The 26,222-nt window shown below is 47.8% G+C and carries 26 protein-coding genes and 1 pseudogene; 9 read left to right on the top strand and 18 right to left on the bottom strand.

Annotated elements, in window-relative coordinates; genetic code table 11:
* Positions 1-26: 26 nt before the first annotated feature.
* Both rpmF and FTT63_RS11180 read right to left on the bottom strand, forming a co-directional pair.
* Positions 27-212, bottom strand: a complete 186-nt coding sequence (rpmF, locus tag FTT63_RS11185) for a 50S ribosomal protein L32 (RefSeq protein ID WP_005175977.1) — start codon at positions 210-212, stop codon at positions 27-29.
* A gap of 76 nt (positions 213-288) precedes the next feature.
* Positions 289-846 (bottom strand): DUF177 domain-containing protein, encoded by a 558-nt coding sequence (locus FTT63_RS11180; protein WP_005175975.1) that lies wholly within the window; start codon positions 844-846, stop codon positions 289-291.
* 97 nt (positions 847-943) lie between these two features.
* Between FTT63_RS11180 and FTT63_RS11175 the strand changes: the two genes are divergently transcribed.
* The 6 genes from FTT63_RS11175 to rluB all read left to right on the top strand — a co-directional run bounded on the left by FTT63_RS11175 (position 944) and on the right by rluB (position 5,354).
* Positions 944-1,606, top strand: a complete 663-nt coding sequence (locus FTT63_RS11175; protein WP_168396987.1) for an elongation factor P hydroxylase — start codon at positions 944-946, stop codon at positions 1,604-1,606.
* Between the two features lie 84 nt (positions 1,607-1,690).
* Positions 1,691-2,308, top strand: coding sequence for an L-threonylcarbamoyladenylate synthase (locus tag FTT63_RS11170; protein ID WP_016659869.1), 618 nt, complete (start codon positions 1,691-1,693; stop codon positions 2,306-2,308).
* Between the two features lie 32 nt (positions 2,309-2,340).
* A complete protein-coding gene (locus FTT63_RS11165; protein WP_163146077.1) occupies positions 2,341-2,622 on the top strand; it encodes a hypothetical protein in 282 nt (93 codons plus the stop codon).
* A gap of 268 nt (positions 2,623-2,890) precedes the next feature.
* Positions 2,891-3,685: a ScpA family protein gene (locus FTT63_RS11160; RefSeq protein ID WP_016659867.1), complete on the top strand. Its 795-nt coding sequence runs from the start codon at positions 2,891-2,893 to the stop codon at positions 3,683-3,685.
* Positions 3,686-3,705: 20 nt separating this feature from the next.
* The gene (scpB, locus tag FTT63_RS11155) at positions 3,706-4,272 is read left to right on the top strand and encodes an SMC-Scp complex subunit ScpB (RefSeq protein ID WP_370459243.1); all 567 of its coding nucleotides are present in this window, start codon (positions 3,706-3,708) and stop codon (positions 4,270-4,272) included.
* Positions 4,273-4,313: 41 nt separating this feature from the next.
* Entirely contained in the window at positions 4,314-5,354 is a 1,041-nt protein-coding gene (gene rluB, locus FTT63_RS11150) for a 23S rRNA pseudouridine(2605) synthase RluB (protein WP_127798709.1), read from the top strand.
* A gap of 49 nt (positions 5,355-5,403) precedes the next feature.
* Here the strand turns inward: rluB and bioD are convergent, their stop codons facing one another.
* The 11 genes from bioD to FTT63_RS11095 all read right to left on the bottom strand — a co-directional run bounded on the left by bioD (position 5,404) and on the right by FTT63_RS11095 (position 19,356).
* Positions 5,404-6,045 carry a dethiobiotin synthase gene (bioD, locus tag FTT63_RS11145; protein ID WP_005175948.1) on the bottom strand — a complete coding sequence of 214 codons (642 nt, stop codon included), beginning with the start codon at positions 6,043-6,045 and terminating at the stop codon, positions 5,404-5,406.
* Positions 6,045-6,848, bottom strand: a complete 804-nt coding sequence (bioC, locus tag FTT63_RS11140) for a malonyl-ACP O-methyltransferase BioC (RefSeq protein WP_225876406.1) — start codon at positions 6,846-6,848, stop codon at positions 6,045-6,047. Before bioC ends, bioD begins: the two co-directional genes overlap by 1 nt.
* Entirely contained in the window at positions 6,830-7,984 is a 1,155-nt protein-coding gene (locus FTT63_RS11135; protein ID WP_180192286.1) for an 8-amino-7-oxononanoate synthase, read from the bottom strand. The genes bioC and FTT63_RS11135 overlap by 19 nt, the downstream gene beginning before the upstream one ends.
* Positions 7,981-9,264 (bottom strand): adenosylmethionine--8-amino-7-oxononanoate transaminase, encoded by a 1,284-nt coding sequence (gene bioA, locus FTT63_RS11130; protein ID WP_180192285.1) that lies wholly within the window; start codon positions 9,262-9,264, stop codon positions 7,981-7,983. Before bioA ends, FTT63_RS11135 begins: the two co-directional genes overlap by 4 nt.
* A gap of 97 nt (positions 9,265-9,361) precedes the next feature.
* Positions 9,362-10,081, bottom strand: a complete 720-nt coding sequence (locus FTT63_RS11125; RefSeq protein ID WP_180192284.1) for an alpha/beta fold hydrolase — start codon at positions 10,079-10,081, stop codon at positions 9,362-9,364.
* A 124-nt stretch (positions 10,082-10,205) separates the two neighbouring features.
* Complete coding sequence (gene bfr / locus FTT63_RS11120) at positions 10,206-10,670, bottom strand: bacterioferritin (protein ID WP_180192283.1); 465 nt, start codon at positions 10,668-10,670, stop codon at positions 10,206-10,208.
* Positions 10,671-11,016: 346 nt separating this feature from the next.
* The gene (gene ligA / locus FTT63_RS11115) at positions 11,017-13,056 is read right to left on the bottom strand and encodes an NAD-dependent DNA ligase LigA (protein ID WP_104495122.1); all 2,040 of its coding nucleotides are present in this window, start codon (positions 13,054-13,056) and stop codon (positions 11,017-11,019) included.
* A 93-nt stretch (positions 13,057-13,149) separates the two neighbouring features.
* Entirely contained in the window at positions 13,150-14,238 is a 1,089-nt protein-coding gene (locus FTT63_RS11110; RefSeq protein WP_180192282.1) for a cell division protein ZipA C-terminal FtsZ-binding domain-containing protein, read from the bottom strand.
* 1 nt (position 14,239) lies between these two features.
* Entirely contained in the window at positions 14,240-17,692 is a 3,453-nt protein-coding gene (smc, locus tag FTT63_RS11105) for a chromosome segregation protein SMC (protein ID WP_180192289.1), read from the bottom strand.
* Between the two features lie 10 nt (positions 17,693-17,702).
* Complete coding sequence (locus FTT63_RS11100; protein ID WP_016659857.1) at positions 17,703-18,398, bottom strand: GntR family transcriptional regulator; 696 nt, start codon at positions 18,396-18,398, stop codon at positions 17,703-17,705.
* 148 nt (positions 18,399-18,546) lie between these two features.
* Positions 18,547-19,356 (bottom strand): sulfite exporter TauE/SafE family protein, encoded by an 810-nt coding sequence (locus FTT63_RS11095; protein WP_180192281.1) that lies wholly within the window; start codon positions 19,354-19,356, stop codon positions 18,547-18,549.
* 29 nt (positions 19,357-19,385) lie between these two features.
* Here FTT63_RS11095 and FTT63_RS11090 point away from each other — a divergent pair, with 29 nt between their 5' ends.
* Both FTT63_RS11090 and FTT63_RS11085 read left to right on the top strand, forming a co-directional pair.
* A complete protein-coding gene (locus FTT63_RS11090; protein ID WP_104489319.1) occupies positions 19,386-20,144 on the top strand; it encodes a biotin--[acetyl-CoA-carboxylase] ligase in 759 nt (252 codons plus the stop codon).
* A 9-nt stretch (positions 20,145-20,153) separates the two neighbouring features.
* Positions 20,154-20,912: a type III pantothenate kinase gene (locus tag FTT63_RS11085; RefSeq protein ID WP_016659855.1), complete on the top strand. Its 759-nt coding sequence runs from the start codon at positions 20,154-20,156 to the stop codon at positions 20,910-20,912.
* Here FTT63_RS11085 and FTT63_RS11080 read toward each other — a convergent pair.
* Complete coding sequence (locus FTT63_RS11080; protein ID WP_104471976.1) at positions 20,899-21,465, bottom strand: alpha/beta hydrolase; 567 nt, start codon at positions 21,463-21,465, stop codon at positions 20,899-20,901. The genes FTT63_RS11085 and FTT63_RS11080 overlap by 14 nt on opposite strands.
* A gap of 171 nt (positions 21,466-21,636) precedes the next feature.
* Positions 21,637-23,046 (bottom strand): signal recognition particle protein, encoded by a 1,410-nt coding sequence (gene ffh / locus FTT63_RS11075; RefSeq protein ID WP_005175901.1) that lies wholly within the window; start codon positions 23,044-23,046, stop codon positions 21,637-21,639.
* Positions 23,047-23,184: 138 nt separating this feature from the next.
* Here ffh and FTT63_RS11070 point away from each other — a divergent pair, with 138 nt between their 5' ends.
* Positions 23,185-23,994 (top strand): inner membrane protein YpjD, encoded by an 810-nt coding sequence (locus FTT63_RS11070; RefSeq protein WP_016659852.1) that lies wholly within the window; start codon positions 23,185-23,187, stop codon positions 23,992-23,994.
* A gap of 195 nt (positions 23,995-24,189) precedes the next feature.
* Here FTT63_RS11070 and FTT63_RS11065 read toward each other — a convergent pair whose 3' ends face one another.
* From FTT63_RS11065 to FTT63_RS11055, 3 genes and pseudogenes are all read right to left on the bottom strand, one after another.
* Positions 24,190-24,744: a hypothetical protein gene (locus FTT63_RS11065; RefSeq protein ID WP_127798694.1), complete on the bottom strand. Its 555-nt coding sequence runs from the start codon at positions 24,742-24,744 to the stop codon at positions 24,190-24,192.
* A 39-nt stretch (positions 24,745-24,783) separates the two neighbouring features.
* A pseudogene (locus FTT63_RS11060) lies at positions 24,784-25,143 on the bottom strand (integrase core domain-containing protein); the annotation flags it as partial.
* Between the two features lie 349 nt (positions 25,144-25,492).
* Positions 25,493-25,912, bottom strand: a complete 420-nt coding sequence (locus FTT63_RS11055; protein WP_039255596.1) for a PPC domain-containing protein — start codon at positions 25,910-25,912, stop codon at positions 25,493-25,495.
* Between the last annotated feature and the right edge of the window lie 310 nt (positions 25,913-26,222).

Raw genomic sequence — 26,222 nt, 5'->3', positions numbered from 1 at the left:
GCTTGACGCTTAATGCTTGTCAACAATTATTCAGCATCAGCTGCTTTAGCGAATAATTGACGACCACGGTAGATACCATCTTTAGATACATGGTGACGACGATGAGTTTCACCAGTAGCTTGGTCTACAGTTAATGCATTCTCGGTTAAAGCGTCATGTGAACGGCGCATGTCACGGCGAGAGCGACTTTTACGGTTTTGCTGAACGGCCATGATGGCTCCTTACAAAGATCGAAAAAATGGATCAGAACAAATTCAGTTGTCTTAACGCAAAATTATAACATAATTTTTAGTTAAGTTTACCCTTCAAACTTGCCAAAACATCAAACGGATTATCCCGTTTTTCTTCGACATCGTTCTGAACGGCAGGTTGATGCTTGTGTTCGCAAGCGTCATGCTTAGGCGACAAAGGCAGCAACAATAACAGTTCATCTTCTATAAGTGCGAGTAAATCAGCCGTCGCCGGTGAATCATAATCACCTTTGCTGGTTGCTTCACTTTCACCCAGAACAATGAAATCAGCATCCTCATCCAAGCGCTCTATCAGTGACTCATCATCTACAAGCGCTAAATGGAAGTCTAAAACAAGGTCAATTTCCACAGTATCCAGACAGCGCTGGCATTCCATTGGAACTTGTGTTTCAACGTGACCATCTAGCCATGCAATGCGATGATAGGCATCCATTGATAGCTTACAGTCTATGTTAATCAATTGATCATCAATTGATCCAACAGCTTCACGAGCAATACGAGCAAAGCGAGACAATGGCAGGGTACCTGACCATGTAAAGCCCTGTTCAGCCCATTTAAACGGCTCAATCTGTGCCGGAAAGGTATTTGCTGACATAATTAAGGCGGCAATTCTACAAATTCATCAGTACTCTGTCAAAGATTAAGATACAATTTTGTACTTATTTAGACAGACCAATTGGGTAAATTAAGTCATGCATCTGTTGCAGCCGCAAACAGAAGTGAATGTTTCATCACTCGTTAGCACACTTTCAACGCTCGATTCTGACATTTCACCTGACCAAGTGCAACTCTCGGACTGGTTGAAATTATCGACAGAATCAGAATACGTCGATTGGCTCATCTTACACTTTAATCACTGGTTTTCCCACCACAATGTCAACCTGGTGCGTGGTGATTTTGAACCGGAGTATTTTCCCGTCACCGCAGACACCCCTGCTCGCATCCAGTTTGCGCATGGTTTCTTTAACAGTGCCCTGCATGAAATCAGTCACTGGACCATTGCCGGTGAGGAACGCCGTAAACAGCCCGATTTAGGCTACTGGTATGCTCCGGATGGCCGCACGGCTGAGCAGCAGGCCCTGTTTGAGCAGGTCGAAATCAAGCCGCAAGCCATTGAATGGATGTTTGCCACTGCATTTGGACGCAAATTCCGGGTTTCTTTAGATAACCTGACCGGTGAAGGCGGCGATGGTGCCTGCTTTAAAGACAATGTTTATGCCCAGGTACAGCGTTATTTTCGTGGTGAAGCCAAACTGCCACGCGATGCCAAACGCTTTATTGACTGTATCTGTTTATGTACCCGGCATGGCAAAAGCTTACATAGCGATGAATTTGCAAGAGAAATGCTTGATTAAATTACATAAATCAACGCTCTGGATATACAGAGCTTTGTACAATGGTCTGAAAAGCGAATCATCATCAGATCAGGAGAAAAGAATATGCTGCATTTAAGAGTTCATCCTGAAAATCCTCAGCCCCGTTTAATTAGCCAGGCAGTAGAACGGATTCGTGCCGGCGATGTGGTGGTCTATCCTACCGATGCAGCCTATGCCATTGGCTGCCAGATTGGGAATAAAGCAGCCATGGAACGGATTGCCCAGATTCGTGGTCTTGGTCCTAAACATCAATATGCAATTTTATGTTGTGACCTGTCCGATATTGCCACTTATGCCAAGGTCGATAATGCCATGTATCGCCTGCTGAAAAACAATACCCCGGCAGTGACCACTTTTATTTTACCGGCCACCAGTGAAGTGCCGCGCCGTCTGATGCACCCGAAAAAGAAAACCATTGGCCTGCGTATTCCGAGCAATCCGGTTTGCCAAATGTTACTGAAAGAGCTGGATGAACCGCTCTTGACCTCCACCCTGATTTTACCGGGGCAGGATGATCCACTGGATGATCCTTATGATATTGAAATGCAACTTGGTAAACGTATTGATGTGTTTATTGATAGTGGCCTGGGGACTTTAACCACCACCAGTATTGTCGATTTATCTGGTGATCAGCCGGAAATTATCCGTCGTGGTATTGGTGATGTGAGTGCGTTTGAATAACGGCGCTCAGCGCCACCTCAGGAGGAAACGGTATGGATTTATTTTATCTGTTGCTCAACCTTCGCGAGTTTCCCAAAAGCCAGCTAATCTATGCGACCCAACCCTGGTCTCTGGAAGCTGAGGCTCTGCTGCTGGATGCAATGCCCAACCCGGCTGTCGTGTTCTCTATCGAACAACAGGCATATCATCTGCTGTCGAGTGTTGAAGAGGCCTATATCCTGTCCTTAAGATTAGGCCGCCAGAACCTGTGCAGCCGTGAAATGTGTCAGCAACTGCTGGAACAGCTTGAGCAGTCCGCTTTATCACGTGCTTGATCGGAGTTAAGCTTTTCTTGCTAAAACCCTTATCTGTATGCGCTTTTAGGCCATATCTTCTACTGTATTGAACGTGATTTTTCCTGCTTTTTCGCTGCAGAATTGCCATCTACTTTTGCTTTTTTTCGCTTTTAGTCATTTGGGTAATTTATTTCATGGTCAATTTCCATTAAACTACGCGCAATTAACTCCATGCTTTCTTTTCGATGTGAGATCGAATGTAAAGCTCTTTTCATGCCTTTGAAAATTCGCGTGGCCTAAAACTGTAATGAATCAATCTGTGCATCCTGCTATGGACCAAGTCCCGCACATCCGCGTTTTGGATGAGTGGCAAGAGACGATTCCTGAGGATTTATATATTCCTCCTGCAGCATTTGAAATTCTGTTAGAGCATTTCGAAGGCCCGCTCGACTTTCTGATTTACCTGATTCAAAAAAACGGCTTTGACCTGCTACAGGTTGATATCGCACCGATTGCCTCTCAGTATTTGGCTTATATGGATGCGATGAAATCCCTGAATATTGAGCTAACCGCAGATTATATGGTGATGGCTGCCCTGCTGGCCGATTTAAAATCGCGTTTGCTGCTGCCGAAACCCAAAGCCATCAGCGAGCTGGAAAAAGATCCGAAGCAGGAACTGATTGACCGGCTGGAAAATTATTTACGTATTAAACAGGCGGCTGAACGTCTGGGGCAAATGCCGGTGTTAGAGCGTGATACCTTTAATACCCATGTCAGCCTGGGCCAAGTGGCGTATAGTAATGAGGGTCATGAGGCCAGCCTGTTACGTGATGCGCTATTTTGTGTATTTAACCGCCCTGAACCGGTGATTCACCAAATTCAGCAGGAACCGGTGTTACTGGAAGAACGGATTGCCTATATTGAAGCAAAGCTGCAAAGCGGTGAAGTGCTAGCGTTTGCCGAGCTGCTCAAGCCGAGCCAGGGCCGTATGGGCATGGTCGTGACCTTTATGGCGATTCTGGAACTGACCCGTCAGCAAAAAGTGGCAATTGTTGCCAGTGGTGTCGAAGCACCGCTGGCCATTCAGGGAGCACAGGCCTAATGTCAGAGCAAACCCTTAACATGTCCAGTGATGAACAGCATCATGAAGTGCTGATGCAGCTAGAAGCCATTATTTTTGCCAGTGATGCACCGGTATCGCTGGCACGTCTGAAAGAAGCATTTCAGGCACGCTATAGTAAGGCAGAATTAAAAGTCTTTTTACAACAACTAGCCATGCTGCAACATGGCCGGTCTATTGAACTGGTTGAAACTGCGCAAGGTTTCCGTTTTCAGGTACGGGCCAAATATCGTACCCTGATTGCACAGGCCTGGCCGGAACGACCAACCCGTTTATCCCCGTCTTTACTCGAAACACTGGCTGTGATTGCTTACCATCAACCGGTGACCCGAGCAGATATTGAACAGATTCGCGGAGTATCAAACAACAGTCAGATTCTCAGAACGTTGTTTGACTGGAACTGGATTAAGGAATCCGGTTTCCGGGAACTCCCTGGAAGACCCGCGTTGTTAGTCACAACGCCACAATTTTTAAATGCATTTGGCCTGACCTCTGTCGGTCAATTGCCTCCCCTGCAGGATGCCAAGGAAGCTTTCATGCACCTCGATGCCCAGGCACCGAGATCGTGAATAGGTGAACTGTTGATGATAATTTCTAAGGTTATGCTGTCATGAGTGAAAAATTGCAAAAGGTACTGGCACGCGTTGGTTTGGGTTCTCGCCGTTATATGGAAGAAGTCATTGCCGCTGGTCGTGTAAGTGTCAATGGCCAAGTGGCCCAGGTGGGTGAGCGTATTGAACCAGACGATGAGCTTCGTATCGATGGTCGTAAAGTCAGCTTCCAGATTGAAGATGAAATCCGTCGCCGTGTGCTGATTTACTACAAACCGGAAGGTGAAATCTGTTCACGTAACGATCCGGAACAACGCCCGACCGTATTTGATCATTTACCATCAATCGCCAATGATCGCTGGGTCATGGTCGGCCGTCTGGATATCAACTCGACCGGTCTGTTACTGTTCACCAATGATGGCGAACTGGCAAACCGCCTGATGCATCCATCCAATGAAATTGAGCGTGAATATGCGGTCCGTGTAATGGGTGAAGTCACGCCACAAATCCGTAACAACATGCTGCGTGGTGTGGTACTGGATGATGGCCCGGCCAAGTTTGAATCCTTCTCTGAAATTGGTGGTGATGGTATCAACCGCTGGTATCAGGTGGTGGTAAAAGAAGGTCGTAACCGCGAAGTACGTCGTATTTTCGAATCTCAGGGCTTAAAAGTTAGCCGCCTGCTACGTACCCGTTATGGTACCGTGATTCTGCCACGTGAACTGCGTACTGGCCGCTGGATGGAACTGGACAAGAACGACATTGACAACCTGACCAAAGCGGTTGAGCTGAAACCACGTCAGGGAACCGGTCTGTACGGTATGGCTAAACGCCGTAATGAACGTATGCAGGAAAAACCGATGGCAGCACGTCGCGGTGGTTTCTTGCGTCAGCAGCGCCGTGACAATGAAGCAGCGCCAACGTCTTCAACCCGCGGCCCGCGTGATGATAACTTTGGCAATCGTGAACGTCGTGAAAACCAGAATGGCACACACTTTGCCCGCCGTGATAACCCAAATGGCAACAGCTTTGGCCGTCAAGAGCGTGATGAACATGCGCCACGCAAACCATTTGGCAACAAAAGCTTTAGAAAGTTTTAAACTGCCCAGCAAAAAGCCACTCAATTGAGTGGCTTTTTTTATCACAGTTTTAATCCAAAACTGGAATCTCAATCCATTTTGCCTCTGGAAAATGCCGAGCCAAATAGGTTTTTAAATACTCAGCGGTATCTTTAGAAATCAGCGGATCTTGTGATTCATCTTTCAGGTTATAGGCCAGCGCATACAGCGACAGCCCTCGCGCCATCAACGCTTCCAGACTTAATAAGGTATGGTTAATGCTACCCAGACGTCCTGAACTGACCAGAATCACCGGATACTGCTGCTCGGCAATATAATCAATCGTTAACATTTCCGTGGTGAGCGGCACCATCAGGCCACCAGCGCCTTCCAGTAGTACCACATCAAAACGCGCTGCCAGTTGCTCTGTCGCCTGACGGATGTTATTGAAATCAATCTCACGGCCATCAATTTTGGTGGCCAGATGCGGCGATGCCGGATAAGTGAAAATTTCGGGCATGGTCAGTTTGCTGTCATCTTCAGGCAACCAGCCACAGCCCATCATCTCCCGATGTTGCTGGATATCTTCCGAAATATCAGTATTGCCAGTCTGAATCAGCTTTTGGGTGATGGTTCGCTGTCCTTCAGCACTCCAGACCTTGGCCAGATAACCGGTGGTATAGGTTTTGCCAATTCCGGTATCAATTCCACTGACAAAATAGATCTGTGCCATTAGCCTGTGCTCCGTGCAATACAATAAATCGGATGATAACTGAGCAGATATTCCTGCTGGCCGGCCACATTCAGCCGGGAAAACTGCCGATAGGCCTGATAAAACTGCTGCAAACTGTGTTTGGTCCAGCGGTGCCCGGAAGCGGTACCCGTGACCCCGGTGGCTTTTAAATGCTGCAATACCTGACGTGGATGTTCAAAAGCCAGGGTTTTGACAGTTTCAGACAAATACACAATTTCGAAGCCTTGTGACTCCAGACAGCGGCGCAGTTCCGGCAGGCTGAAATAATCCAGCCCCTGCCCGGTCAGGGCTTTAATTTCCTTGAGATTGTCCGGACCAAAACTAGAAAAACATAAATAACCCGAAGGCTTTAAAGCATGGGCGATTTTGGCAAACAGCTGCTGCAGATTCTGCATCCATTGCAAGGCTGAACTCGAGATCAGCACATCCAGCTGTTCTGGAAAAGCGATCTGCTCGGCATCGCCAATCCACCATTCGGTTCGGGAAGTAGAAAACGGTTGCTGCTGGACTTCCGGATACAGGTCATTGAGCAGCAACTGCTGCACCTGAAAGTGCTGCTCCAGCGCACGGGTTAAAGCCCCCGTACCACAGCCAATTTCAAACACCCGTCCCAGTTTTCGACTGGTTAGATGTGACTGCATCAGCCGAACCAGTTGCTGGCAAATCTGCTGCTGAATCACCGCATGCTGCAAATAGCTGTGATGCGCCTGGGCAAAACGCCGTGCCACTTGCGATTTATTTACAGACATCGCTGACTTGTCCATCATAACAGCGCCACGCATTGCGCCAGCTCACTGGACTGAATCTGCGCGGTCAGGCAAATCCTCAGCCGTGAACTGTTTTGCGGTACGGTCGGCGGACGTACCGGCATGATATAAAACCCAGCCTGCTGTAGCTGCTGTGCCTTTTGTACGGCTTTTTCCGATTCGCCCAGAATTACCGGCACAATCTGCGAGGTCGATGGACAGGCATAGCCTTTGGCTTCAACCTGCACTTTTAATTCCTGACTGATCTGCTGTAAATGCTGGCGCTGGGCTTGCATCTGCAACATCTTCTGGAACATAAACCGGGTCCAGGCCATATTCAGCGGCGGCTGCGCGGTACTGAAAATCAACGGGCGCATGCGGTTAATTAAATAGTCACGGATTAGCGGATGGCTAATCAGATATCCACCGACTGATGCCAAGGCCTTGCCAAAAGTCCCCACCAGAAAATCAATCTGCTCCAGCACCGCATACTGCTCTGCACAGCCCAGCCCCCGCTCTCCACGTACGCCAATAGCATGTGCTTCATCAACATACAGCATCACTTTCGGATAACGCTGCTTTAACTGCACCAGTGCCGCCAGATCGGTTTCATCACCATCCATACTAAAAATGGATTCGGTCACGACTATAATCCGTTCAATTTGCGCATCGTCATGATACTGTTCCAGCAGCCGGGCCAGATGCGCCAGATCATTATGCCGGTAGCGCACCGCCTTGGCAGAAGATAAACGGATACCATCAATCATGCTAGCATGGACCAGCTTGTCGGCCAGAATCAGGGTTTTACTGTCGGCCAGTGCCGGTAAAATCCCGATATTCATATGATAGCCACTGTTAAACAGCAAGGCGGCACGGCCAAAGGCCTGACTCAGACTCGTTTCCAGCTGCTCATATTCCCGGAAGTTCCCGGTCAGCAAACGCGACGATGAGGCGCTCATACGGCGCTCGGCTGCGGGGGTTAAGTCAAAAAATTCTTCACGCAAGCTGACATCGCTGGCCAGCCCCAGATAATCATTACTGGACAGATTCAGCATGCGCTGCCCGTGAATCTGAATCATGCGGCCATGTTGCAGATTGGACTGAAACTGGCGCAAATTGGCAGTGCGTTTTAACTGTTCCAGCTGCTGGGCATAATGGTCGAGCAAACTCATGCGGCATTCTCCTGCATCTGGCGAACCACCTCGGTCAACTGGGTCAGCAAGTAGTGCAGTTCATCTGCTGAAATCACATACGGCGGCATCACATAAACCAGTTTGCCAAATGGCCTCACCCAAATGCCCCGCTGTACAAACTGCTGCTGCAGGCTTTGCATATCGACTGGTGTAGTCAGTTCAACCACCCCAATTGCGCCCAGCACCCGCACATCCTGTACATGGCTCAGCTGAGCCAGTGGCGTTAAAGCCTGTTTCAATTGCTGTTCAATCTGCTGAATCTTGGCCTGCCAGTCCTGTGCCAGCAAGACTTGAGTACTTTTCAGTGCCACCGCACAAGCCAGCGGATTGGCCATAAAAGTCGGGCCATGCATAAACACGCCAGCTTCCCCCTGACTGATGGTGTCTGCCACCTGCTTGCTGGTTAAAGTTGCCGACAGGGTCATATAACCACCCGTCAGTCCTTTGCCAATACACATGATATCCGGCTCCACTCCGGCATGTTCCCAAGCAAATAACTTGCCGGTACGACCAAAGCCGGTGGCAATTTCATCAAAAATCAGCAGCAGACCATACTGCTCGCATAAACGCTTGGCCTGACGCAAATATTCAGGATGATAAAAGCGCATACCGCCCGCGCCCTGTACAATCGGCTCTAGAATCAGTGCGGCCAAGGTATGCTGATGCTGGGCCAAAGCCTGTTCCAGATCGGCAATATCATCTGGGTTCCAGTCTTCATCAAAGCGGGTTTGTGGTGCGTGTACAAATAAGCGATTCGGCAGACTTGAACCAAAAATCTGATGCATGCCAGTGACCGGATCGCAGACCGACATCGCATTCCAGGTATCGCCATGGTAGCCGGAACGTGGAGTAATAAAATTGGTTTTTTGTGGCTGGCCTTGCGCAGTCCAGTACTGCACCGCCATTTTTAACGCGACTTCAACCGCCACGGAACCGGAATCGGCATAGAAAATCTTATCCAGACTCGGCGGAGTAATTTGCAGCAGTAATTTGCCCAGCTCAATGGCCGGATCATGGGTCAGACCGCCAAACATGATATGTGACATCTGCTGCAGCTGGTCGGTCACAGCCTGATTCAGTTCAGGATGGTTATAGCCATGAATAGCACACCACCACGATGACATGCCATCAATCAGGCAGCGGCCATCTGCAAGTTCAATGGTCGCGCCATAAGCCCGCTTTACCTTGAAAGTTGGCAGTGGCTGGGTCATGGAAGTATAAGGATGCCAAAGATGTTGCTGGTCAAATAAATCGGTCATCCCGGACTCCCTGTCTGGTTTAAAATCTGCATGAGCTCAATCTTACTCCCGCCACACAGAAAAAGAAATTGCGGGAATTATCATTTCCGCTGAAGGGTCAGGAGAGTTGCTCTAAATAGTCAATAATTTTCTGTGTAACCACATCTGTTTCAAATAGCGGGATACCATGCGAGCCAGCAACCACCTCAACCTGAAGATTTTTTGCAGCTAAATTCTGTAAATCTTCTGCAACTTGGCAAGGAACCAGCTGATCTTCATGTGCCAGCAAATGATATTGTGGAGCCGGATAATTTTTTAAGATGGTCACCAGATTAAGCTGTTCCAGCAAAGCTAATCCCTGTTTTAACAAGGTTAGAGATTGCGGCTGGATTAAACTTTGTAATTTCTGTAAATCCTGCCGGCTCTGGGCACTACCCTGACAGACCAGATAACCAAAACGTTTTAAGGTCGCGGCCGCATCTTTGGCAAAGCCCTGTTTAAACTGCTGAAAAGTCTCGGGAACCATCCCGTGGGGCCACGCGTCTTGCGCAACAAAACACGGATTCGAAGCCAAAGTAATGAGCGCTTGCGGCGCCTGTCCGGATTGCGCCAGTGCATCGGCCAGTAAGGTTGCCAGCTGCCCACCCAGAGACCAGCCCATCAGCACGCTATAGCCTTTGGCCCGTTCCAGCTGCTGCTGGAACTGTACCGGATCCGCCGCATTAAAAATGTTCAGGACATCGACCTGAATGCCGTGTTGCATTAGGCTATGTTGTACAGGCTGTAACAGGCCGGTTCCTCCGCCCCATCCGGTGATCAAAAGTATACGCTGCTGCATTGTGCTGTCTCTGTTTCCATCTAGTCGCAGTATAGTAAAAATAGCAACGCCTGCACTGCATCAAAATCGCCAAATCTTGGCCATAAAAAAACCCGGCCAGTGTCGGGTCAATGTTGGGTTGGGCTTACATTTGCGATTGAATGTAGTTCTGCAAACCAATGAGTTCAATTAAACACAACTGTTTTTCCAGCCAGTAGGTATGGTCTTCTTCGGTATCTGACATTTGCTGACGCAGCATGTCACGGGTGATGTAATCGCCCTTGTCTTCTGCCAGCTTGACGCCTTGGGCCAGTTTTTCACGTACCTCATACTCCAGCTTTAAATCGGCTTTTAAGCAGGACAGCACGTCGGTACCAACGTCAATATCATCACGTTGCATATTCGGAGTGCCTTCAAGGAACAGAACCCGGCGAATCAAGGCATCGGCATGTTGTGATTCTTCCTGCATCTCATGGTCGATGCGTTCATAAATCTTGCTCAGGCCCCAATCTTCATACATACGCGAGTGAATCAGGTATTGATCACGAGCAGCCAGTTCGCCACCGATCAACATATTTAAATAGTCTACGACTTCTGGATTGCCACGCATTTTCATTACTCCCTTACGAATACGCTCATTATGGCGAAAGCCAAGCCAAGTTGCAAAAGATAATTTGTGTAAATATATGATTTTTATATAATTAAAATGAGAAGCATGTGCATTTACAGTTCTGGATTCAAACTTTTCCACATAAAAAAGAATTGCTTGCGCACATTTGTCTGATTTTTCATCAGCCCAAACATACAAAGCGGCAAATTTAGAATTTTGTAACTATCAAAAACGGTTCTTATTTCTGCGGTTTTTACGATTTTACTGCTGTGCTTTCTCTGTTTTGATCTATCACCAGATTCAGGCAGCAACCGCTCAATCTAGAGAGCGGTTGCCTGTTGTTCTGTTAGCCCTGGGTCTGGCCATATTCAGCCATCAGGCTCAGGAACTGATCTTCATTCATGACCGGAATACCAAGTTTCTCCGCCTTCTCCAGTTTGGAACCAGCTTTTTCACCCGCCACCAGACACTTGGTTTTACTGGAGACACTGCCACTTACCCGGGCGCCGAGCGCCTGTAGCATTTGAGTGGCTTCATCACGGCCCATTTTGCTTAAAGTACCGGTAATGACCCAGCTTTCACCATTTAACGGCTGACGGGTCGGCGCCAGCGGTGCATCCCAGTGAATACCGGCCGCCAGTAAACGGTCCAGCACTTCCAGGTTATGCGGTGCCTGGAAAAAGTCCAGAATCCATTCTGCGGTAATATCGCCGACATCCGGGGTTTTCTTGAGCGCCTCCAGATTGGCAACACGTAAGGCATCCAGCGTCTGGAAGGTATTGGCCAGCATCCGCGCGGTGGTTTCGCCGACACCTCGAATCCCCAAGGCATAAATAAAGGCGCCCAGCGTGGTTTTTTTACTGCGTTCAATTGCATCGAGCAGGTTTTGTACCGACTTCTCGCCCATCTTTTCAATCTTGAGCAAGGCCTCACGATGTTCATGCAGATGGTAAATGTCCGAAACATCTTTGAGCAGATTCAGATGCAGTAATGATTCCACCCAACGATCACCCAGACCTTCAATATCCATGGCCTTACGCGAAACAAAGTGACGGATGGCCTCAATCCGCTGCGCTGCACAGTACAGGCCACCGGAACAGCGTGCCAACGCTTCGCCTTCCGGCATCACCACCGGCGAATCACACACCGGACAGCAGGCAGGTAGCTGTACGGTTTCAGCCTCCGCCGGACGAAATTCCGGCCAGACTTTTTCAACTTTCGGAATCACATCGCCGCTGCGATAGACACTGACCGTATCGCCAATCCGCACATCTAGACGATGGATTTCACCAATATTGTGCAAGGTGACATTAGACACTGTCACCCCACCCACTGCCACCGGATTCAGGCGCGCCACCGGGGTCAAAGTACCGGTACGGCCTACCTGCCAGTGAATATTTTCAACTGTAGTCAGCGCGGCGACTGCCGGGAATTTATAAGCAGTGGCCCAGCGCGGTTCGCGGCTTAAAAAGCCAAGCTGCTGCTGCTGTTTCAGGTCATTGACTTTAATTACCATGCCGTCAATTTCAACACTCAGCTGCGAGCGTTCCTGATTGATCTGCTCATAGACTTCTTGCACGGCCTGAATGCTGTCACAAACAAAATGACGCTCACCCACAGCAAAACCAAGCTGATGTAACCAGTCCAGGCTTTCGGACATGGTGTTCAGGCCATGATGCGGCACGCACTGGGCAATGCCATAGGCATAAAACGCCAGTGGACGTGAGGCCGCAATTTTCGGATCCAGCTGGCGCAAGCTGCCGGCCGCAGCATTACGCGGATTGGCAAAGGTCTTTTCGCCTTTGGCCAGATTAGCGGCATTGAGTTTTTCAAAACCCGATTTGGGCATCAGCACTTCACCGCGCACTTCCAGAAACTCCGGAATGCTGTACTCCGCTGAAGATAAGATTTTCGGCAGGTTGCGAATGGTTTTAACATTGTGAGTAATATCTTCACCGGTTTCGCCATCGCCGCGGGTCACGCCGCGCACCAGCACGCCATTGGCATACCACAAGGAAATCGCCAGCCCATCAAATTTCAGCTCGACATCATATTGAATGGTCTGGTTGGGTAAACGCTCTTCGGCGCGGCGGGCAAAGGCAAACAGTTCATCCTGGTTAAATACGTTGCCCAGAGACAGCATTGGTACCGCATGGGTGACGCTTTCAAATTTGCTTAAAGGCTGTCCACCGACTTTATTTGTTGGGGTATCGGCCTGAATCAGATCGGGATATTGTTGTTCTAAGGCTTTAAGTTGATGAAACAGCTGATCATACTCACTGTCTGCAATAACAGGCTGATCCAAGACATAATAGGCATGATTATGCTGGGCTAAAATCTGGATCAATTGGCGCATTTGCGCCACCACATCTGCATGTTGAGTCATATGTTCACCATAAAAAAGGGCGGTGATCCCGCCCTTAAAAAATTTTGTCGCTTGGCCGTATTATAGAAACCGGAGGCTGTGGTTTCAATTCAGTTATGCCAGCGAAGCCTGACCTGCGCGATAATCAATCGCCTGATGACGCCAGTGTTCGCGTAATTGCGGGGTTAATTCCAGATGGTTCTGGTCATATACAGTGCCATCAATTTCACGGGCAATCAGACCGGAAATGCTGATCATGGTATCAAAGGCATTTTGCACATCGCTATGTGGCAGGGCCAGGAAAAAGGCCAGACCTTTAACCTGTTCATTCGACAGGGTTTCCAGATCAAAACCGTCGGCACCATTGTCGGTAATTTGCAGCACCGAGAACAGCAGTTTGGAACCATCTTCGTTATAACGGTGGAAGCAGGACATTTCACCAAAGCGCAGACCGTATTTAAGCAGCACTTTAAGGGTTTTCTCCCCCGATAAAATCCGGCGTTCCGGGAAAATATTCAGGGCAATAAATGATTCTGCAGTGGCCAGGGCGCTTTCATCATCTACCAGTTGCTGTTCATGCAGATGCGCATCCAGAATACTGCTTTCTTCTTCAAATTCACGAATATCGGCTTTTTCAATCTGGCTGTTGAGGCTAAATTCAGCTGGCACAGTTTCCGTTTTTTCGGTATCTACCCCAGCTTGAGTCTGTTCAGTCAATGCTGATTCAGGTGCAGATTCAGCAGCATGGGCTACAGCAGTCACGGCAGCGGTAGTAGATGCATCAGTCTGGGTGGTTTCGGTAGAAGCCTGTTCTGCCAGATTTTCTGCCTTTGCTTCTACCTCATTTTTGGCTGCAGGTTCAGCATCTACAGTTGTCGCGGCCTGTGCTTCGGTTTTCACCTGCGCTGTTTCGCTCGGCTCAGTCAGCTGCGTTTCAGTCATGGCCTGTGGCTCAATTTTGCTGTTTGGCTCGGCGGCAGCAAGATCAGCATCGCCCAAAGTCGGTTCTACGCGCTGGGCCGGTTCAGTCTGCAACTGATGACGGACATGACGCGGAATGATCGGCTGCTGGCTATCGGCATTGACCTGCAGCTCGGAGTCCAGCGAAGGTGCTGCATCGGCCGGTTTTTTCAGGATCATTCTTAAACCGAAACCCATAATAATGAGCGCGATAATAATCCCAATGATTGTGGTGATTTCCATGTTATGCCTCCGCGACTAGACCGTATTCTGTAGCATCTTCTAGATTTACGCTGACTAATTTTGATGTTCCCGGTTCAGGCATAGTAACACCTAATAAATCGGTTGCCATCGTCATTGCCAGCTTGTTATGTGTGATATATATAAATTGCACCTGTTCGGACAGTTCCTGGACCAGGTTACAGAAACGTCCGACATTGGCATCATCCAGCGGTGCATCGACTTCATCCAGCACACAAAACGGTGCCGGATTTAAACGGAAAATGGCAAAGACCAGTGCCAGTGCGGTCAGTGCTTTTTCTCCACCCGACAACAGCGCCAGTGAGCTGTTGCGTTTACCCGGTGGTCTTGCCATTAGTTTTACACCCGATTGCCAGTCATCTTCAAGACTTAAACTGGCTTCACCACCATTAAACACTTTGGGAAACAGCGCCTGCAGTTCAGTATTAATCTGGTCAAAGGTGGTCATAAACAGCTTGCGCGTTTCCTGATCAATACTTTTCATGGCCGCCTGTAACTGGGCCACGGTTTTTTCCAGATCTTCAATCTGATGGCTCAGTTCGGCATAACGGGCTGAAACTTCTTCATATTCTTCTGAAGCCGCCAGATTCACCGCACCCAATTTATCAAACTGCGCCTGGGCTTTTTCTAGCTGCTGCTGATGGGCCGTTACATCAATGTTCAGCCCCGGAATCAGCTCGCTGTTTAAGGCTTTCAGCTGTTCGGAATAATGCTGCAAGTCAGATTTGGCCGCTTGCCAGGCCAGACGTTTTTCTTCCAGCTGGCTACGCAGTTTTTCATCCTGCTGCTGCTGTTGATGACGCTGCTCGGTCAGCTGCTGCTGTTTGCTCTGAATCTGGTTCAGTTCCAGCTGCCATTCATTCCAGGTCTGTTGCAGTTTTTCCGTCTGCTGCTGCTGCTCGGCAAACTGGCTGGCCAGTGCCGGCAATTCCAGCTGCACCGGATCGACAAACTTTTTCGCCTGCTCCATTTGTGCTGCAATCTGCTGATGCTGGGTCTTTAAAAAACCACCATCTTTTTCCAGCAATTCCAGCTGCTGTGTGGCCTGCACCGACTGGCGTCTTAACAGTTCCAGTTCCTGTTGCTGTTGCTGATATAGCTGCTGCGCCTGCTCCAGTTGTGCCGTTAATTCTTCCAGCTGGAATTGCAGGGTTTTATAGTTTGGCAGCGCCTGTTCCAACTTGAGACTCAGCGCATGCAGATCAATTTCCAGATCATCTTTTTGCATGGCATCTTCTTCCAGCTGCTCCTCCAGTTGCTGCAGCTGATGCTGTAATTGCTGCTTCTGCACGGCAAAGGCCTGCGCGGCGCTCTGGATTTTGGCAATCTGCAGATCCAGTGCCTGCAATGCCTGCTGCTGCTGTTTCAGCTGCGCCTGTTGTTCATGAAGCTGTTGCTGCAGCTGCTGGCACTGCTGTTGGCTGATGTTAAAGTCCTGTTCGGCCTGCTGTAACTCGGCCTGTTTCTGGCTCAGTAGCCCATCAATCTCTTCCAGACGGATGCGATGGCTTAAAGCGCCTTGCGCCGATTGTGAGGCTTCATCAAACAGTAAACCAATGACCCAGTCCGGCCCGACCTGATAGCCATCTAGGGTTAGAATGCTCTGCCCGGCCTGTAACTTGGGCTGTAATTGCAATGCCTGCGCCAAATCCTCAGCCAGTGCCACCTGTTGCCATAAAGAAGAAGATGGCGACTCAATCCAGTCCGCCAGACAGCTTAAATTTGCCAGCTGAATCGGTGCGTGCTGGGCAGCAGGTTTTAACTGACGCGCCAGACTGTCCTGAAAGTTGTCATCTGCATCAAGCATTTGCGCATTCAGCCATTTGGCCAGAAACTTCTCAATTAATGCCGCATGCGGTTTGGCAGCATCGTTCAGGGTTAGCACCTGCATTAAGGCGGTGTGCTGTAACTGCTGTTTGGGGCTGTTTTTAATCAGTAGCTGATTCAGGTTTTTCTGCTCGGCCTGGAGCACCTGAATTTCCGATTTCAGTTCAGTACTGCTATTTTTATGCTGATTCAGCAGGCTGTGTGCCTGTTGCAGCTGCTGCTGTTGCGCCTGAATCTGCTGCTCCAGTTCGGCCAGCTGCTGGCTTAACTGAGCTTTGTCCTGGTTCAGCTGTTCGATTTCATCTTGCTGGGCCTGACTTTGCAGCGAGCTGCTCTGCTGCTGCAAGGTGTCTTTTTGCTGTTCAATCCGGCTGATATTTTTTAGCAACTGTTCGCTCTGGGCCAGCATTTGCAGTTTTTGCTGCTGCTGTTTTTCCACCTGCGCCTTAATCTGCTCAAACTGCTGCTGCACCTGTTGCTGCTGGGCTTTGAGCTGCTGCACAGCCTGTGCCTGCTCTTGCGTGCTTTGCTCGGCCTGTTGCAGCTGCTCGGTATACTGTTCCTGCTGGCTGAGTACTGTTTCTAGCTGCAGATCAATCAGCTGCAGACGTTCTTTGGTCTGGGCTTTCTGTTCCTGCAACTGAGCCAGCGTACTGCTGTTTTGCTGGACCAGCGACTGTTTCTGCTCCAGGGTCATTTTCAGCTCAGCCAGTTTCTTTTCAGCCTGCTGCCATTCATTCTGTAATGGTGTCGATTGCTGAATCAGACGCTGGAACAGCTCACTGGTATTGCCCAAATCATGTTCCAGCGTGCTTAGCTCGGAACGGGTCAGCTTGAACTGTTCGCCCAGTTCGGTCATCTGCACAGTATATTCCTGCTGCAAACGGCTGCTCTGCTCGCACTGGAACGATAAAATTTCAATTTTGATGCTGCGAATCTGGCTTTCTAAAGTCTTGTACTGCAGCGCAGTTTCCGACTGGCGTTTTAGGGTTTTGAGCTGGCCTTTCAGTTCACTGGCAATATCTTCCAGCCGCGATAAATTCTGGCTGGTATGATCCAGATGCAGCATGGTTTCACGGCGACGGGCCTGATAACGCGATACCCCGGCCGCTTCTTCAATAAATACCCGCATCTCTTCCGGTTTGGCATCGACCAGACGGTTAATCATGCCCTGTTCGATAATGGCATAGGAGCGTGGCCCCAGACCGGTGCCAAGGAAAATATCGGTAATATCACGGCGCCGGCATTTGGTGCCATTTAAAAAATATTCTGACTTGCCATCGCGGTTGACCTGACGACGCACCGCCAGTTCGGTATAGGCGTTATAAGCGCCACCCAGCTTGCCATAGGTATTGTCAAAGCGCAGTTCGACACTGGCCATGCCCACCGGTTTACGCTTGGCGGTCCCGGTAAAAATCACATCCTGCATGCTGCCGCCACGCAGCTGACGCGCGCTGGATTCACCCATGACCCAGCGAATGGCATCAATCACATTAGACTTGCCACAGCCATTGGGGCCGACCACGGCCGTCCGGTTGGCTTTAAAATGTAAGGTGGTACTATCGGCAAAAGATTTAAAGCCGGAAAGTTTTAAGCTGCTTAAACGCATAATGTCCCGATCAACGGCGTGAGCGGCGTGCCCAGGCCAGTTCAATTTGTTTCATACGGGTCAGAGATTCCAACACCAGATTGCGCAAGTGTCGACAAAAATCATCCATAAATAAAGAGGCTTGTTGTGATTTTCGGATTAAAATTGCATCAATTACCAGTTTAAATAGATCAAACGATTCCTGTAACTCCCGACGTGACGTATTCAGGGTTAAAAAATAGCTGCGCCGTAACGACGGCAGCAACTCTTGATAGAATTTCATCAGGTACAGATTGGCCACCATATCCTGCTGCCGGGCCAGGGTCTGGAAAATCAGGTCATAAAATTTTTCGGTATGGCCCTGCCGGTATTCGGCCTCAATCTGCTCCATCAGCTTTTGCAGCTGTTCAATTTCATGATGGCGCCAGGTTTCTGCAATGCGCTGTACAATCTGCCCCAGCAGCAGGCTGCAGGTATCAAACAGGGCACGCACCTGCTGGGCCGACATTTCCGACACAATCGCGCCGCGCCGCGGAAAAATTTCAATCAGATGGGTGCGTTCCAACAGCAGCAGTGCCTCACGCACCGAACCGCGACTGACATCCAGCTCTTTGGCAATACGCAGTTCCTGAATGCGCTCGCCCTCTACCAGCTCGCCACTAATAATCTGCTCGCCGATATGTTTTGCAATCTGTTCAGATAGACTGTCTGTTTCTTGTTGTTGCATACTGTTCCTGTGTTATTTTTATACCATGCGCGCAGTTGCAGCGGGTCTTTCTTATTGTCTTTTTTACTGGCTTAGCGACCAAATTTCCATGACATTGTCCGACAATTTTCTGTCGCTATAGCCAATTTTCAACCACACCATCAAGCGCTTAAAAATAAGCGCTAAAGCCTTGGTAAATAAAATACAGACCGACGGTGGTCAACAAACCTGAAAAACATTTTTTTAGCATGGCCGGTGACAAAATATGTGCAACTTTTGCGCCAAGCTTGGCGGTCATAAAGCTCATCACGCTAATGCCAATAAAGGCATATAAATGTACATAGCCCCAGGTATTCGGCACGCTCACCTCAGACTGCTGGCCAAACCAGACAAAACCCAGAGCGCCGGCAATAGCAATCGGCAAGCCACAGGCTGCAGAAGTGGCAACTGCTTTTTGCATCACCACACCACAACGGTTCAGGAACGGTACGGTTAAGCTACCGCCGCCAATCCCGAAAATGGCCGAGGCAATCCCAATTCCGCCGCCAGCCAGTATTTGCGCACCGGTTGAAGGCAACTGACGTGAAGGATCAACCGGGGTATTTGAACCACGGAACATGCGATAGGCCACCCACACCGCAAAGAACCCGATCACCAGCTGCAAGCCCTGCCCCGACATTAAATCGGCAATCCCGGCACCAAAAAATGCACCCAGAATTAGGCCGGGTGCCAAATTGCGAAACACATTCCACATCACCGCACCTTTTTTATGGTGCGCCGTGACCGAACTGATGGAAGTTACGATAATGGTCGCCAGTGAAGTCCCGACCGCCATATGCATAATCACGCTAGGATCATAATTCAGCTGGGTAAATACAATGTACAAAATTGGCACAATAATTAAGCCACCGCCCACCCCGAACAGACCCGCAGCAAATCCGGCAATTGCGCCAATCAGTAAATATATGATTAACTCCATAAATTATATTCCACTATTCTCAGATTCATATGGATGTAGAGACTCGACAGTTACAACAACAGCTCAGCGAAGCCGGACAGCTTCCTGAAGTCCTCATTTTAAAACCTGTGACTACATCAACCAATGATGATGTACGCGAGATTGCTCAAAAAGGAATACAGAGCGTTCTGGTCTGTAGCGCCCGACAAACACAAGGCAGAGGACAACGCCAACGGCAATGGGTGTCCCCAGAAGGAAACGTCTATTTAAGCACATTGCTAAATTTACGAACACCCGTAGATGGCCGTTTAGCCCTGGAAATTGCCTTAAATATTTTGCAGATGCCAAGCCTGCGCCAGCTGAACCTGCAGGTGAAGTGGCCGAATGATTTATATAGCCCGCAAGGCAAATGGGGCGGTATTCTGATTGAGCCCCTGTCGACCCAGCAGGTCATTGTCGGGGTGGGGATTAATCTGGCGCCAATTCCGGCCGAGCAGATTGATCAGCACGCCACTTCCCTGGCCGAATTGGGCCTAAATGATATTTCCCGAATTCAGCTGATTGCCGAGCTGTATCTGGCCATTCAGCAGGCACAAGAATGGTTTAACCATAACAGCTATCAACTGGCTTCACGTTTTAATCATCATGCCGCTTTTCAGCAACAGCCGGTAGAATTTGAACATCATGGCGGAGTGGCCCAGGGGCTGTTTTTAGGCATTCAGGATGATGGTGCGATTCAGATTGAAACCGCCTCTGGCGTTGAAGTGTTTTATCAGGGCCGTTTACGCCCGCAGATGCCGGGACAGTGAGCGCAGCACATGAAAAATTTATGGTTAGATATTGGCAATACCCGGCTCAAATACTGGATTACCGAACATCAGCAGATTGTAGAACATGCCGCTGAACTGCATCTGCAATCTCCGGCCGATTTACTGCTGGGCCTGATCCAGCATTTTAAAAGCCTGAACCTAACCCATGTCGGGGTATCTTCGGTACAGGACCAGAAAAACAATGAACGGATTCAGCAGATTTTAAAATTCCTGAATATTCCGGTGATTTTTGCGCGGGTACAGGCCGAATATGCCGGTCTGAGCTGCGGCTATGATATTCAGCAGCTGGGGATTGACCGCTGGTTGCAGGTGCTGGCCGTGGCTGAAGCTGACAAAGATTTATGTGTGATTAGCTGCGGCACCGCGCTGACCATTGATCTGACTCAAGGCCATCAGCATCTGGGAGGTTATATTCTGCCCAACCTATATTTGCAGCGTGATTCGTTAATCCAGCACACCAAAGGCATTCGGATTCCAGAAGCAGCCTTTGATGACCTAAGCCCCGGCACCAATACCCTGGATGCCGTGCATCATGGCATTTTACTGGGGCTGCTCAGCAGTATTGAATATGTCATGCAGCAATCCCCGCGGCAACTGGTGCTGACTGGGGGGGATGCGCCGCTGTTTGCCAAATTCCTGCAGCATTACCAGCCCTTAGTCGAACAGGACTTATTGCTGAAAGGTTTGCAGCGCTATATCCAGCATTACTCCACAGCAAATGAGTCTACACCGCTTATTCCACAATAATATGAGGCAGAATTGCCTGCCAGACTTCCACCAGTTCGGTACAGCCTTGAGAGTCAATAAAATGTCCTTGATGCTGTGCCTCAATGGCTTTGGCATCCAGGCTACGTGCCTGTTCCAGACTGAATTTTGGCAGTACCCGGTCATCGCCAGCTGAGTAAATCACCACCCGATGCGCAATCTGGCGTTTTAGCAAGTCAAAATCAATTTTACAGGCATCAATAAAAGGATTGACCTCGTCCAGCCGGCCCAAACGGCCATTAAAGCCGGCCACCAGCACCACCTGTTTAATTTTCTGGGTTTTCAGTTTCTTGGTCAGAAAGTGCAAAGTGGCAATACAGCCCAGACTATGAGCAATGAAAATGGTGTTTTCGTCAATCTCATCGACCTGCTCATCCATTTGCTGCTTCCACACTTCCAGGGTTGGCGTTGGCGATGGATCGAGTCTTAACACTTTCAGACTGGCTTTTTGCTGGTCGGCATATTCCTGAATCCAGGGAAACCAGTTTTCATCCGGACTGGCGGTATAACCATGTACCACATAAATTTGTGCCATTGTTGTGCTCGCTGTTCGTTCCTGATGCACATCAGTGTGCCCGAAACAGCGCGGCTTTCGGGTAAGCGTCTGTTGGGTTTTCTTAAAGATCACCGCAGCACGCTCGCTTGAATCGCTTAAAAATAGAGAGCAACAAAAAGGCGCACCCGGCGCCTTGTTGTTTTGAATCCCTTATTTTTTCGGTTCTTTACCACCGAACAGCGGGCCCATACCGCCGCCACCACCAAACTGCTTTTGCAGATTGCCCAATGATTTCATCATTTTTGCCATACCTGATGGATTGGCAAATTTCTTCATCATTTTGGCCATTTGCGCATGCTGTTTAATCAGTTTATTCACCTCAGACACATCCATACCACAACCGGCCGCAATACGTTTTTTACGGCTTGGGTTCATCAGGTCCGGATTACGGCGTTCTTTGACGGTCATCGACTGGATGATGGCCTCCATCTTTTTCACCTGCTTCTCTGGGTTTGCCTGTGCAATCGCATCCTGAATACCAGAGTTGCTCATGCCCGGCAGCTTGTCCAGGAAGCCCATCATGCCGCCCATTTTGTTCATCTGTTCAAACTGCATCAGCATGTCTTCAAAGTTGAAGCTGCCGCCTTTTTGCAGTTTTTTCGCCATTTTTTCGGCTTTTTCTTTGTCGATTTTGCGTTCAACTTCTTCGACCAGAGAAAGCACATCACCCATGCCCAGAATACGCTGTGCCACACGTTCCGGATGGAATGGCTCGAGGGCATCGAGTTTTTCACCCATCCCCAGGAATTTGATTGGCTTGCCAGTAATGGCACGCACCGACAGCGCCGCACCACCACGCGCATCACCATCCGTTTTGGTGAGAATGACACCGGTTAATGGCAAGGCATCATTAAAGGCTTTGGCAGTATTGGCCGCATCCTGACCGGTCATGGCATCAACCACGAACAGGGTTTCAGTCGGGTTAATCGCTGCATGCAGCGCTTTAATTTCGTCCATCATGTCATCATCGACATGCAGACGACCGGCGGTATCGACAATTAACACATCGGCAAACTGGATTTTTGCCTGCTCAATGGCACGATTGGCAATATCAATCGGGCGTTCATTGGCATTCGATTCCAGGAAAATCGCACCGACATCCCCGGCCACTGTTTGCAGCTGTTTAATTGCCGCTGGACGATAAACGTCGGCAGACACCATCGCCACTTTTTTCTTTTGACGTTCCTGTAAGAAACGTGCCAGCTTGGCTGCCGTGGTGGTTTTACCCGCACCCTGCAAACCGGCCAGAAGCACCACCACTGGTGGTTTTGCTGCAAGGTCAAGGCTCTCGTTGGCCTCGCCCATCATTTTGGTTAATTCGTCATAAACGATTTTAACGAATGCCTGACCCGGTGATAACTGTGTCATCACTTCCTGACCTAATGCCTCTTCCTTAACTTTCGCGATGAATTCACGAGTTACAGGTAATGCCACATCGGCTTCAAGAAGTGCCATACGTACTTCACGTAACGTATCTTTAATATTGTCTTCGGTTAGCTGCCCTGAGCCAGTAACATTTCTTAAACTCTGCGTGAGTCGTTCTGTTAAGGTATCAAACATTGCAAAATCCGCTTAAAATAGCCATCAGCAAAAAAATGTTTCTTAAAATAGAAAATTTATGCATAAGATGCTATAGGATACTGTAGTTCGCATCGAATTTATATAAATGAATATTCATCATCCTGAAAAAGGTTTGACATGAGCAGTCTCCCCTTGGTTTACACGATTCTGGCATTAATCGCTTATACCACTTCGTTCTGGTATTTATTTATGCATTTAATGTCCAAGCGTGCTCCAAACCATTGGTTTATTGGTATTGTGCTGGGCTTGGGTTTATGTTTGCACGCCGCTGTGCTGTATAACGACATGCTGCTGCCGATGGGCATTAACTATAACGTGTTTAACCTGATGTCCTTTACCTCAGGCTTAATGCTGTTATTAAGTGTGCTGTTTAGTACTTACCGGCCGGTGATTGCGCTAAACCTGATTGGGATTCCAGTGGCCGCAACCGGCCTGATTCTGGGGCATTCCTTTAGCGGTTTAAACCTGTTTGTCGAAAACAATTCTTTAGGTCTGGATATTCATATCCTACTGTCGTTATCGGCCTATGCGGTCTTGCTGATGGCCACTATTCATGCGGTCTTGCTCTGGTTTCAGAACCGGGAGCTGAAAAACAAACAGAAACGCCGGATTTGGGTGAATTTGCTGCCCCCGTTTCAAGCCATGGAAGAGCTGCTGTTTGATATGCTGATTGCCGGCTTTATCCTGCTGACGCTGGCATTGGGTTTTGGTTTCCTAACCATTGATAACTTCTTTGCCCAGCACTTAGCGCATAAGACTGCCTTTAGTATTATTTCCTGGTTTATCTATGGCGCGCTGCTGTTGGGCCGTTATAAATTTGGCTGGCGTGGCCAAAAAGCCATTCGCTTTACCATTATTGGCTTCTTCTTGCTGGCGCTTGGCTTTATTGGTTCCAAGTTTGTGTTACAGATGATTTTGGGCAAGTAAGATGCTTTTGTTCAGTTTGCCTCATTAAAAGCGTGGAACAGTGGTTAAATAATAAGCGTGGAACATGATAAATTATTTAAAAAGCCCAAGTAGCCGTACCTGAGCTTTTTACCATACGATAAGGTTATGATTTATATGGAATAAAAAATAGTATTTCGTATAAGGTGTATTATGTTAATTGTAGAAAATCTTAAACTAATGTGTACTCTTACAAGCTGAACATTTGTGAAAACCAAGCTGTATTAGCAGATCTTCTTCAACCGCATTTTGATCAAAATCATTCTCTTTTTTGTATGACTCCACTAATGCAATAATCAATTTAGCCTTTAACTCAGCAAATTGTTCTGCAATTTCTTTTTCTTCAGGCGAAGAAAATTTAGTAAGTCGCTTAATTTTTTTCGGATCAAAGTACCTCATATTATAAATTTTTTTATGTATATCAGATGTATCTTTGAAAACCAAAAGTTCGCTATAAACAGTATCTAATGCATGATTAATATATTCAAGATTGGTATTTTCTAGTTCATCACCAAATTCAACCACTCCAGAATTATTTTTTTCAACTCGACCAAAATTCGTATCTACAATTTTAAATTCTGCTTTCAGAGCAACAGTTAACGCTGGATGACCTAAATGGAGATTATCCATCTTAATACTATCCCATATGAACTTTCTAAATCGCTTGACCTCTTCAACACCACGATCTTTCACTTCTTTTGGTACATAATAGTTAAACGGTAATACCCCCATTTTTAATTGAATTAATGGATAGAAAATCTAAAGCCCTTGTTATTGTTTAAAAATAGGTGGACAACCATTTACTGACATATGAGGTCGTTCATGATTATAAAAGTACTGCCAGTCAGTTATATAGTCCTGCACCTCGCTCAGATCTCGAAATAAATACTGATTTAGACACTCATAACGTACTGTACGATTAAATCGCTCAACATATGCATTTTGCTGTGGATTGCCTGGTTGACTAAATACATGCTCAATACCATGCTAATCACACCACTTTTCCATCAGCTTACTTATATACTCTGGACCGTTGTCGGTTCTAATGCGTTTAGGTTTGCCTCGCCATTCAATGAGCTGATCAAGTGCTCTCAGCACACGTTCTGCTGGCAATGAAAAGTCAATCGATACATGGGTTGATAACATATTAGTAATAGTGATACGCCTTACAATTACAGGATTTATAGTAATGCTAGGATTTTTCTTGGCGTTTATTGCTACGATGGGTCCACCTATTGCACCTCATATTTGGAATGGGGGTCTAGATGCTGGTATTAGAATAAGCACTGGTGTTATCGGCTTGGGTTCATGTGCTGCTATATTGCTTTGGTTTTTCTGGACACTATGTTGTGATGTTTATCGCTTTATTATTCGTACCAAATAACCTTCGAGAGCATCCTACATTTTGTGTAATTATTGATGAAAGCCACATAGCTGTTACACAGAATATAGGATGCTCTCCATTATTAAGCTTACATACCTATAGGATAGATACTTCTAGCCAATATGGAGGTGTTTTTCCTTTAGAAGCTTGAGAACGTGGCTGAAGAATACGCAATTCATATTTACCTGAATATGGAAGCGTGTAATAACCTTGGTTATCTAGTTCAGAGGAATATTCTCCTACATTGACAGAATCTGATAGATTCTTATTAAATAAATAAGAATCTACATTCCCTCCCGTTGTTTTAACAGAAAGCTTTTGGTTCTTTTTGGCATAAAATGTATAGGAATCGTACTTACTACCCTTTAATTTCCCATAATAGTTAGCTGAACTAGCGCCTTTTTTAAATTGAACATCAACAGTTTTAGCCACTGCATCTGAAGACGCGGCCATGACTGTAGGACTCACCATTAGAACAGGAAGCGCAATTAGAATAGCAGCAGTTAAGTTTTTCATATTTTAAACACTCAAACAGTAAAAAAACGATTTTATCTCAACGCACACTGTCAACCTTTATAGATATGTTATATTAATATTACCAATATAGAGAGTGCATTGATAGGTTACTGAACAAGGCTGCTCATAATCGTTGGTGTTAATTAATTAATACACTAGTTTCTAATTCTATCGCAAACCTAAGGTAATCCTCCCATAAATAACCGAAGTTAAAAGTAGAGGTTAAGCAGCCATTAGAGGTGGCTTTCCTTTGTTAGCTTGATGTGGTCTTTCATGGTTGTAATGCCACAACCAGTTTGTTGCATAATCT

The sequence above is a fragment of the Acinetobacter sp. C15 genome, from assembly GCF_013420645.1.
Classification (GTDB): domain Bacteria; phylum Pseudomonadota; class Gammaproteobacteria; order Pseudomonadales; family Moraxellaceae; genus Acinetobacter; species Acinetobacter indicus.
This window is presented reverse-complemented; position numbering and strand designations above follow the sequence as displayed.

What these genes read in the sequence shown, in the direction of transcription:
- rpmF (WP_005175977.1), bottom strand. Translation starts at nt 212, where the DNA reads ATGGCCGTTCAGCAAAACCGTAAAAGTCGCTCTCGCCGTGACATGCGC.
- FTT63_RS11180 (WP_005175975.1), bottom strand. Translation starts at nt 846, where the DNA reads ATGTCAGCAAATACCTTTCCGGCACAGATTGAGCCGTTTAAATGGGCT.
- FTT63_RS11175 (WP_168396987.1), top strand. Translation starts at nt 944, where the DNA reads ATGCATCTGTTGCAGCCGCAAACAGAAGTGAATGTTTCATCACTCGTT.
- FTT63_RS11170 (WP_016659869.1), top strand. Translation starts at nt 1,691, where the DNA reads ATGCTGCATTTAAGAGTTCATCCTGAAAATCCTCAGCCCCGTTTAATT.
- FTT63_RS11165 (WP_163146077.1), top strand. Translation starts at nt 2,341, where the DNA reads ATGGATTTATTTTATCTGTTGCTCAACCTTCGCGAGTTTCCCAAAAGC.
- FTT63_RS11160 (WP_016659867.1), top strand. Translation starts at nt 2,891, where the DNA reads ATGAATCAATCTGTGCATCCTGCTATGGACCAAGTCCCGCACATCCGC.
- scpB (WP_370459243.1), top strand. Translation starts at nt 3,706, where the DNA reads ATGTCCAGTGATGAACAGCATCATGAAGTGCTGATGCAGCTAGAAGCC.
- rluB (WP_127798709.1), top strand. Translation starts at nt 4,314, where the DNA reads ATGAGTGAAAAATTGCAAAAGGTACTGGCACGCGTTGGTTTGGGTTCT.
- bioD (WP_005175948.1), bottom strand. Translation starts at nt 6,045, where the DNA reads ATGGCACAGATCTATTTTGTCAGTGGAATTGATACCGGAATTGGCAAA.
- bioC (WP_225876406.1), bottom strand. Translation starts at nt 6,848, where the DNA reads ATGCGTGGCGCTGTTATGATGGACAAGTCAGCGATGTCTGTAAATAAA.
- FTT63_RS11135 (WP_180192286.1), bottom strand. Translation starts at nt 7,984, where the DNA reads ATGAGTTTGCTCGACCATTATGCCCAGCAGCTGGAACAGTTAAAACGC.
- bioA (WP_180192285.1), bottom strand. Translation starts at nt 9,264, where the DNA reads ATGACCGATTTATTTGACCAGCAACATCTTTGGCATCCTTATACTTCC.
- FTT63_RS11125 (WP_180192284.1), bottom strand. Translation starts at nt 10,081, where the DNA reads ATGCAGCAGCGTATACTTTTGATCACCGGATGGGGCGGAGGAACCGGC.
- bfr (WP_180192283.1), bottom strand. Translation starts at nt 10,670, where the DNA reads ATGCGTGGCAATCCAGAAGTCGTAGACTATTTAAATATGTTGATCGGT.
- ligA (WP_104495122.1), bottom strand. Translation starts at nt 13,056, where the DNA reads ATGACTCAACATGCAGATGTGGTGGCGCAAATGCGCCAATTGATCCAG.
- FTT63_RS11110 (WP_180192282.1), bottom strand. Translation starts at nt 14,238, where the DNA reads ATGGAAATCACCACAATCATTGGGATTATTATCGCGCTCATTATTATG.
- smc (WP_180192289.1), bottom strand. Translation starts at nt 17,692, where the DNA reads ATGCGTTTAAGCAGCTTAAAACTTTCCGGCTTTAAATCTTTTGCCGAT.
- FTT63_RS11100 (WP_016659857.1), bottom strand. Translation starts at nt 18,398, where the DNA reads ATGCAACAACAAGAAACAGACAGTCTATCTGAACAGATTGCAAAACAT.
- FTT63_RS11095 (WP_180192281.1), bottom strand. Translation starts at nt 19,356, where the DNA reads ATGGAGTTAATCATATATTTACTGATTGGCGCAATTGCCGGATTTGCT.
- FTT63_RS11090 (WP_104489319.1), top strand. Translation starts at nt 19,386, where the DNA reads ATGGATGTAGAGACTCGACAGTTACAACAACAGCTCAGCGAAGCCGGA.
- FTT63_RS11085 (WP_016659855.1), top strand. Translation starts at nt 20,154, where the DNA reads ATGAAAAATTTATGGTTAGATATTGGCAATACCCGGCTCAAATACTGG.
- FTT63_RS11080 (WP_104471976.1), bottom strand. Translation starts at nt 21,465, where the DNA reads ATGGCACAAATTTATGTGGTACATGGTTATACCGCCAGTCCGGATGAA.
- ffh (WP_005175901.1), bottom strand. Translation starts at nt 23,046, where the DNA reads ATGTTTGATACCTTAACAGAACGACTCACGCAGAGTTTAAGAAATGTT.
- FTT63_RS11070 (WP_016659852.1), top strand. Translation starts at nt 23,185, where the DNA reads ATGAGCAGTCTCCCCTTGGTTTACACGATTCTGGCATTAATCGCTTAT.
- FTT63_RS11065 (WP_127798694.1), bottom strand. Translation starts at nt 24,744, where the DNA reads ATGGGGGTATTACCGTTTAACTATTATGTACCAAAAGAAGTGAAAGAT.
- FTT63_RS11055 (WP_039255596.1), bottom strand. Translation starts at nt 25,912, where the DNA reads ATGAAAAACTTAACTGCTGCTATTCTAATTGCGCTTCCTGTTCTAATG.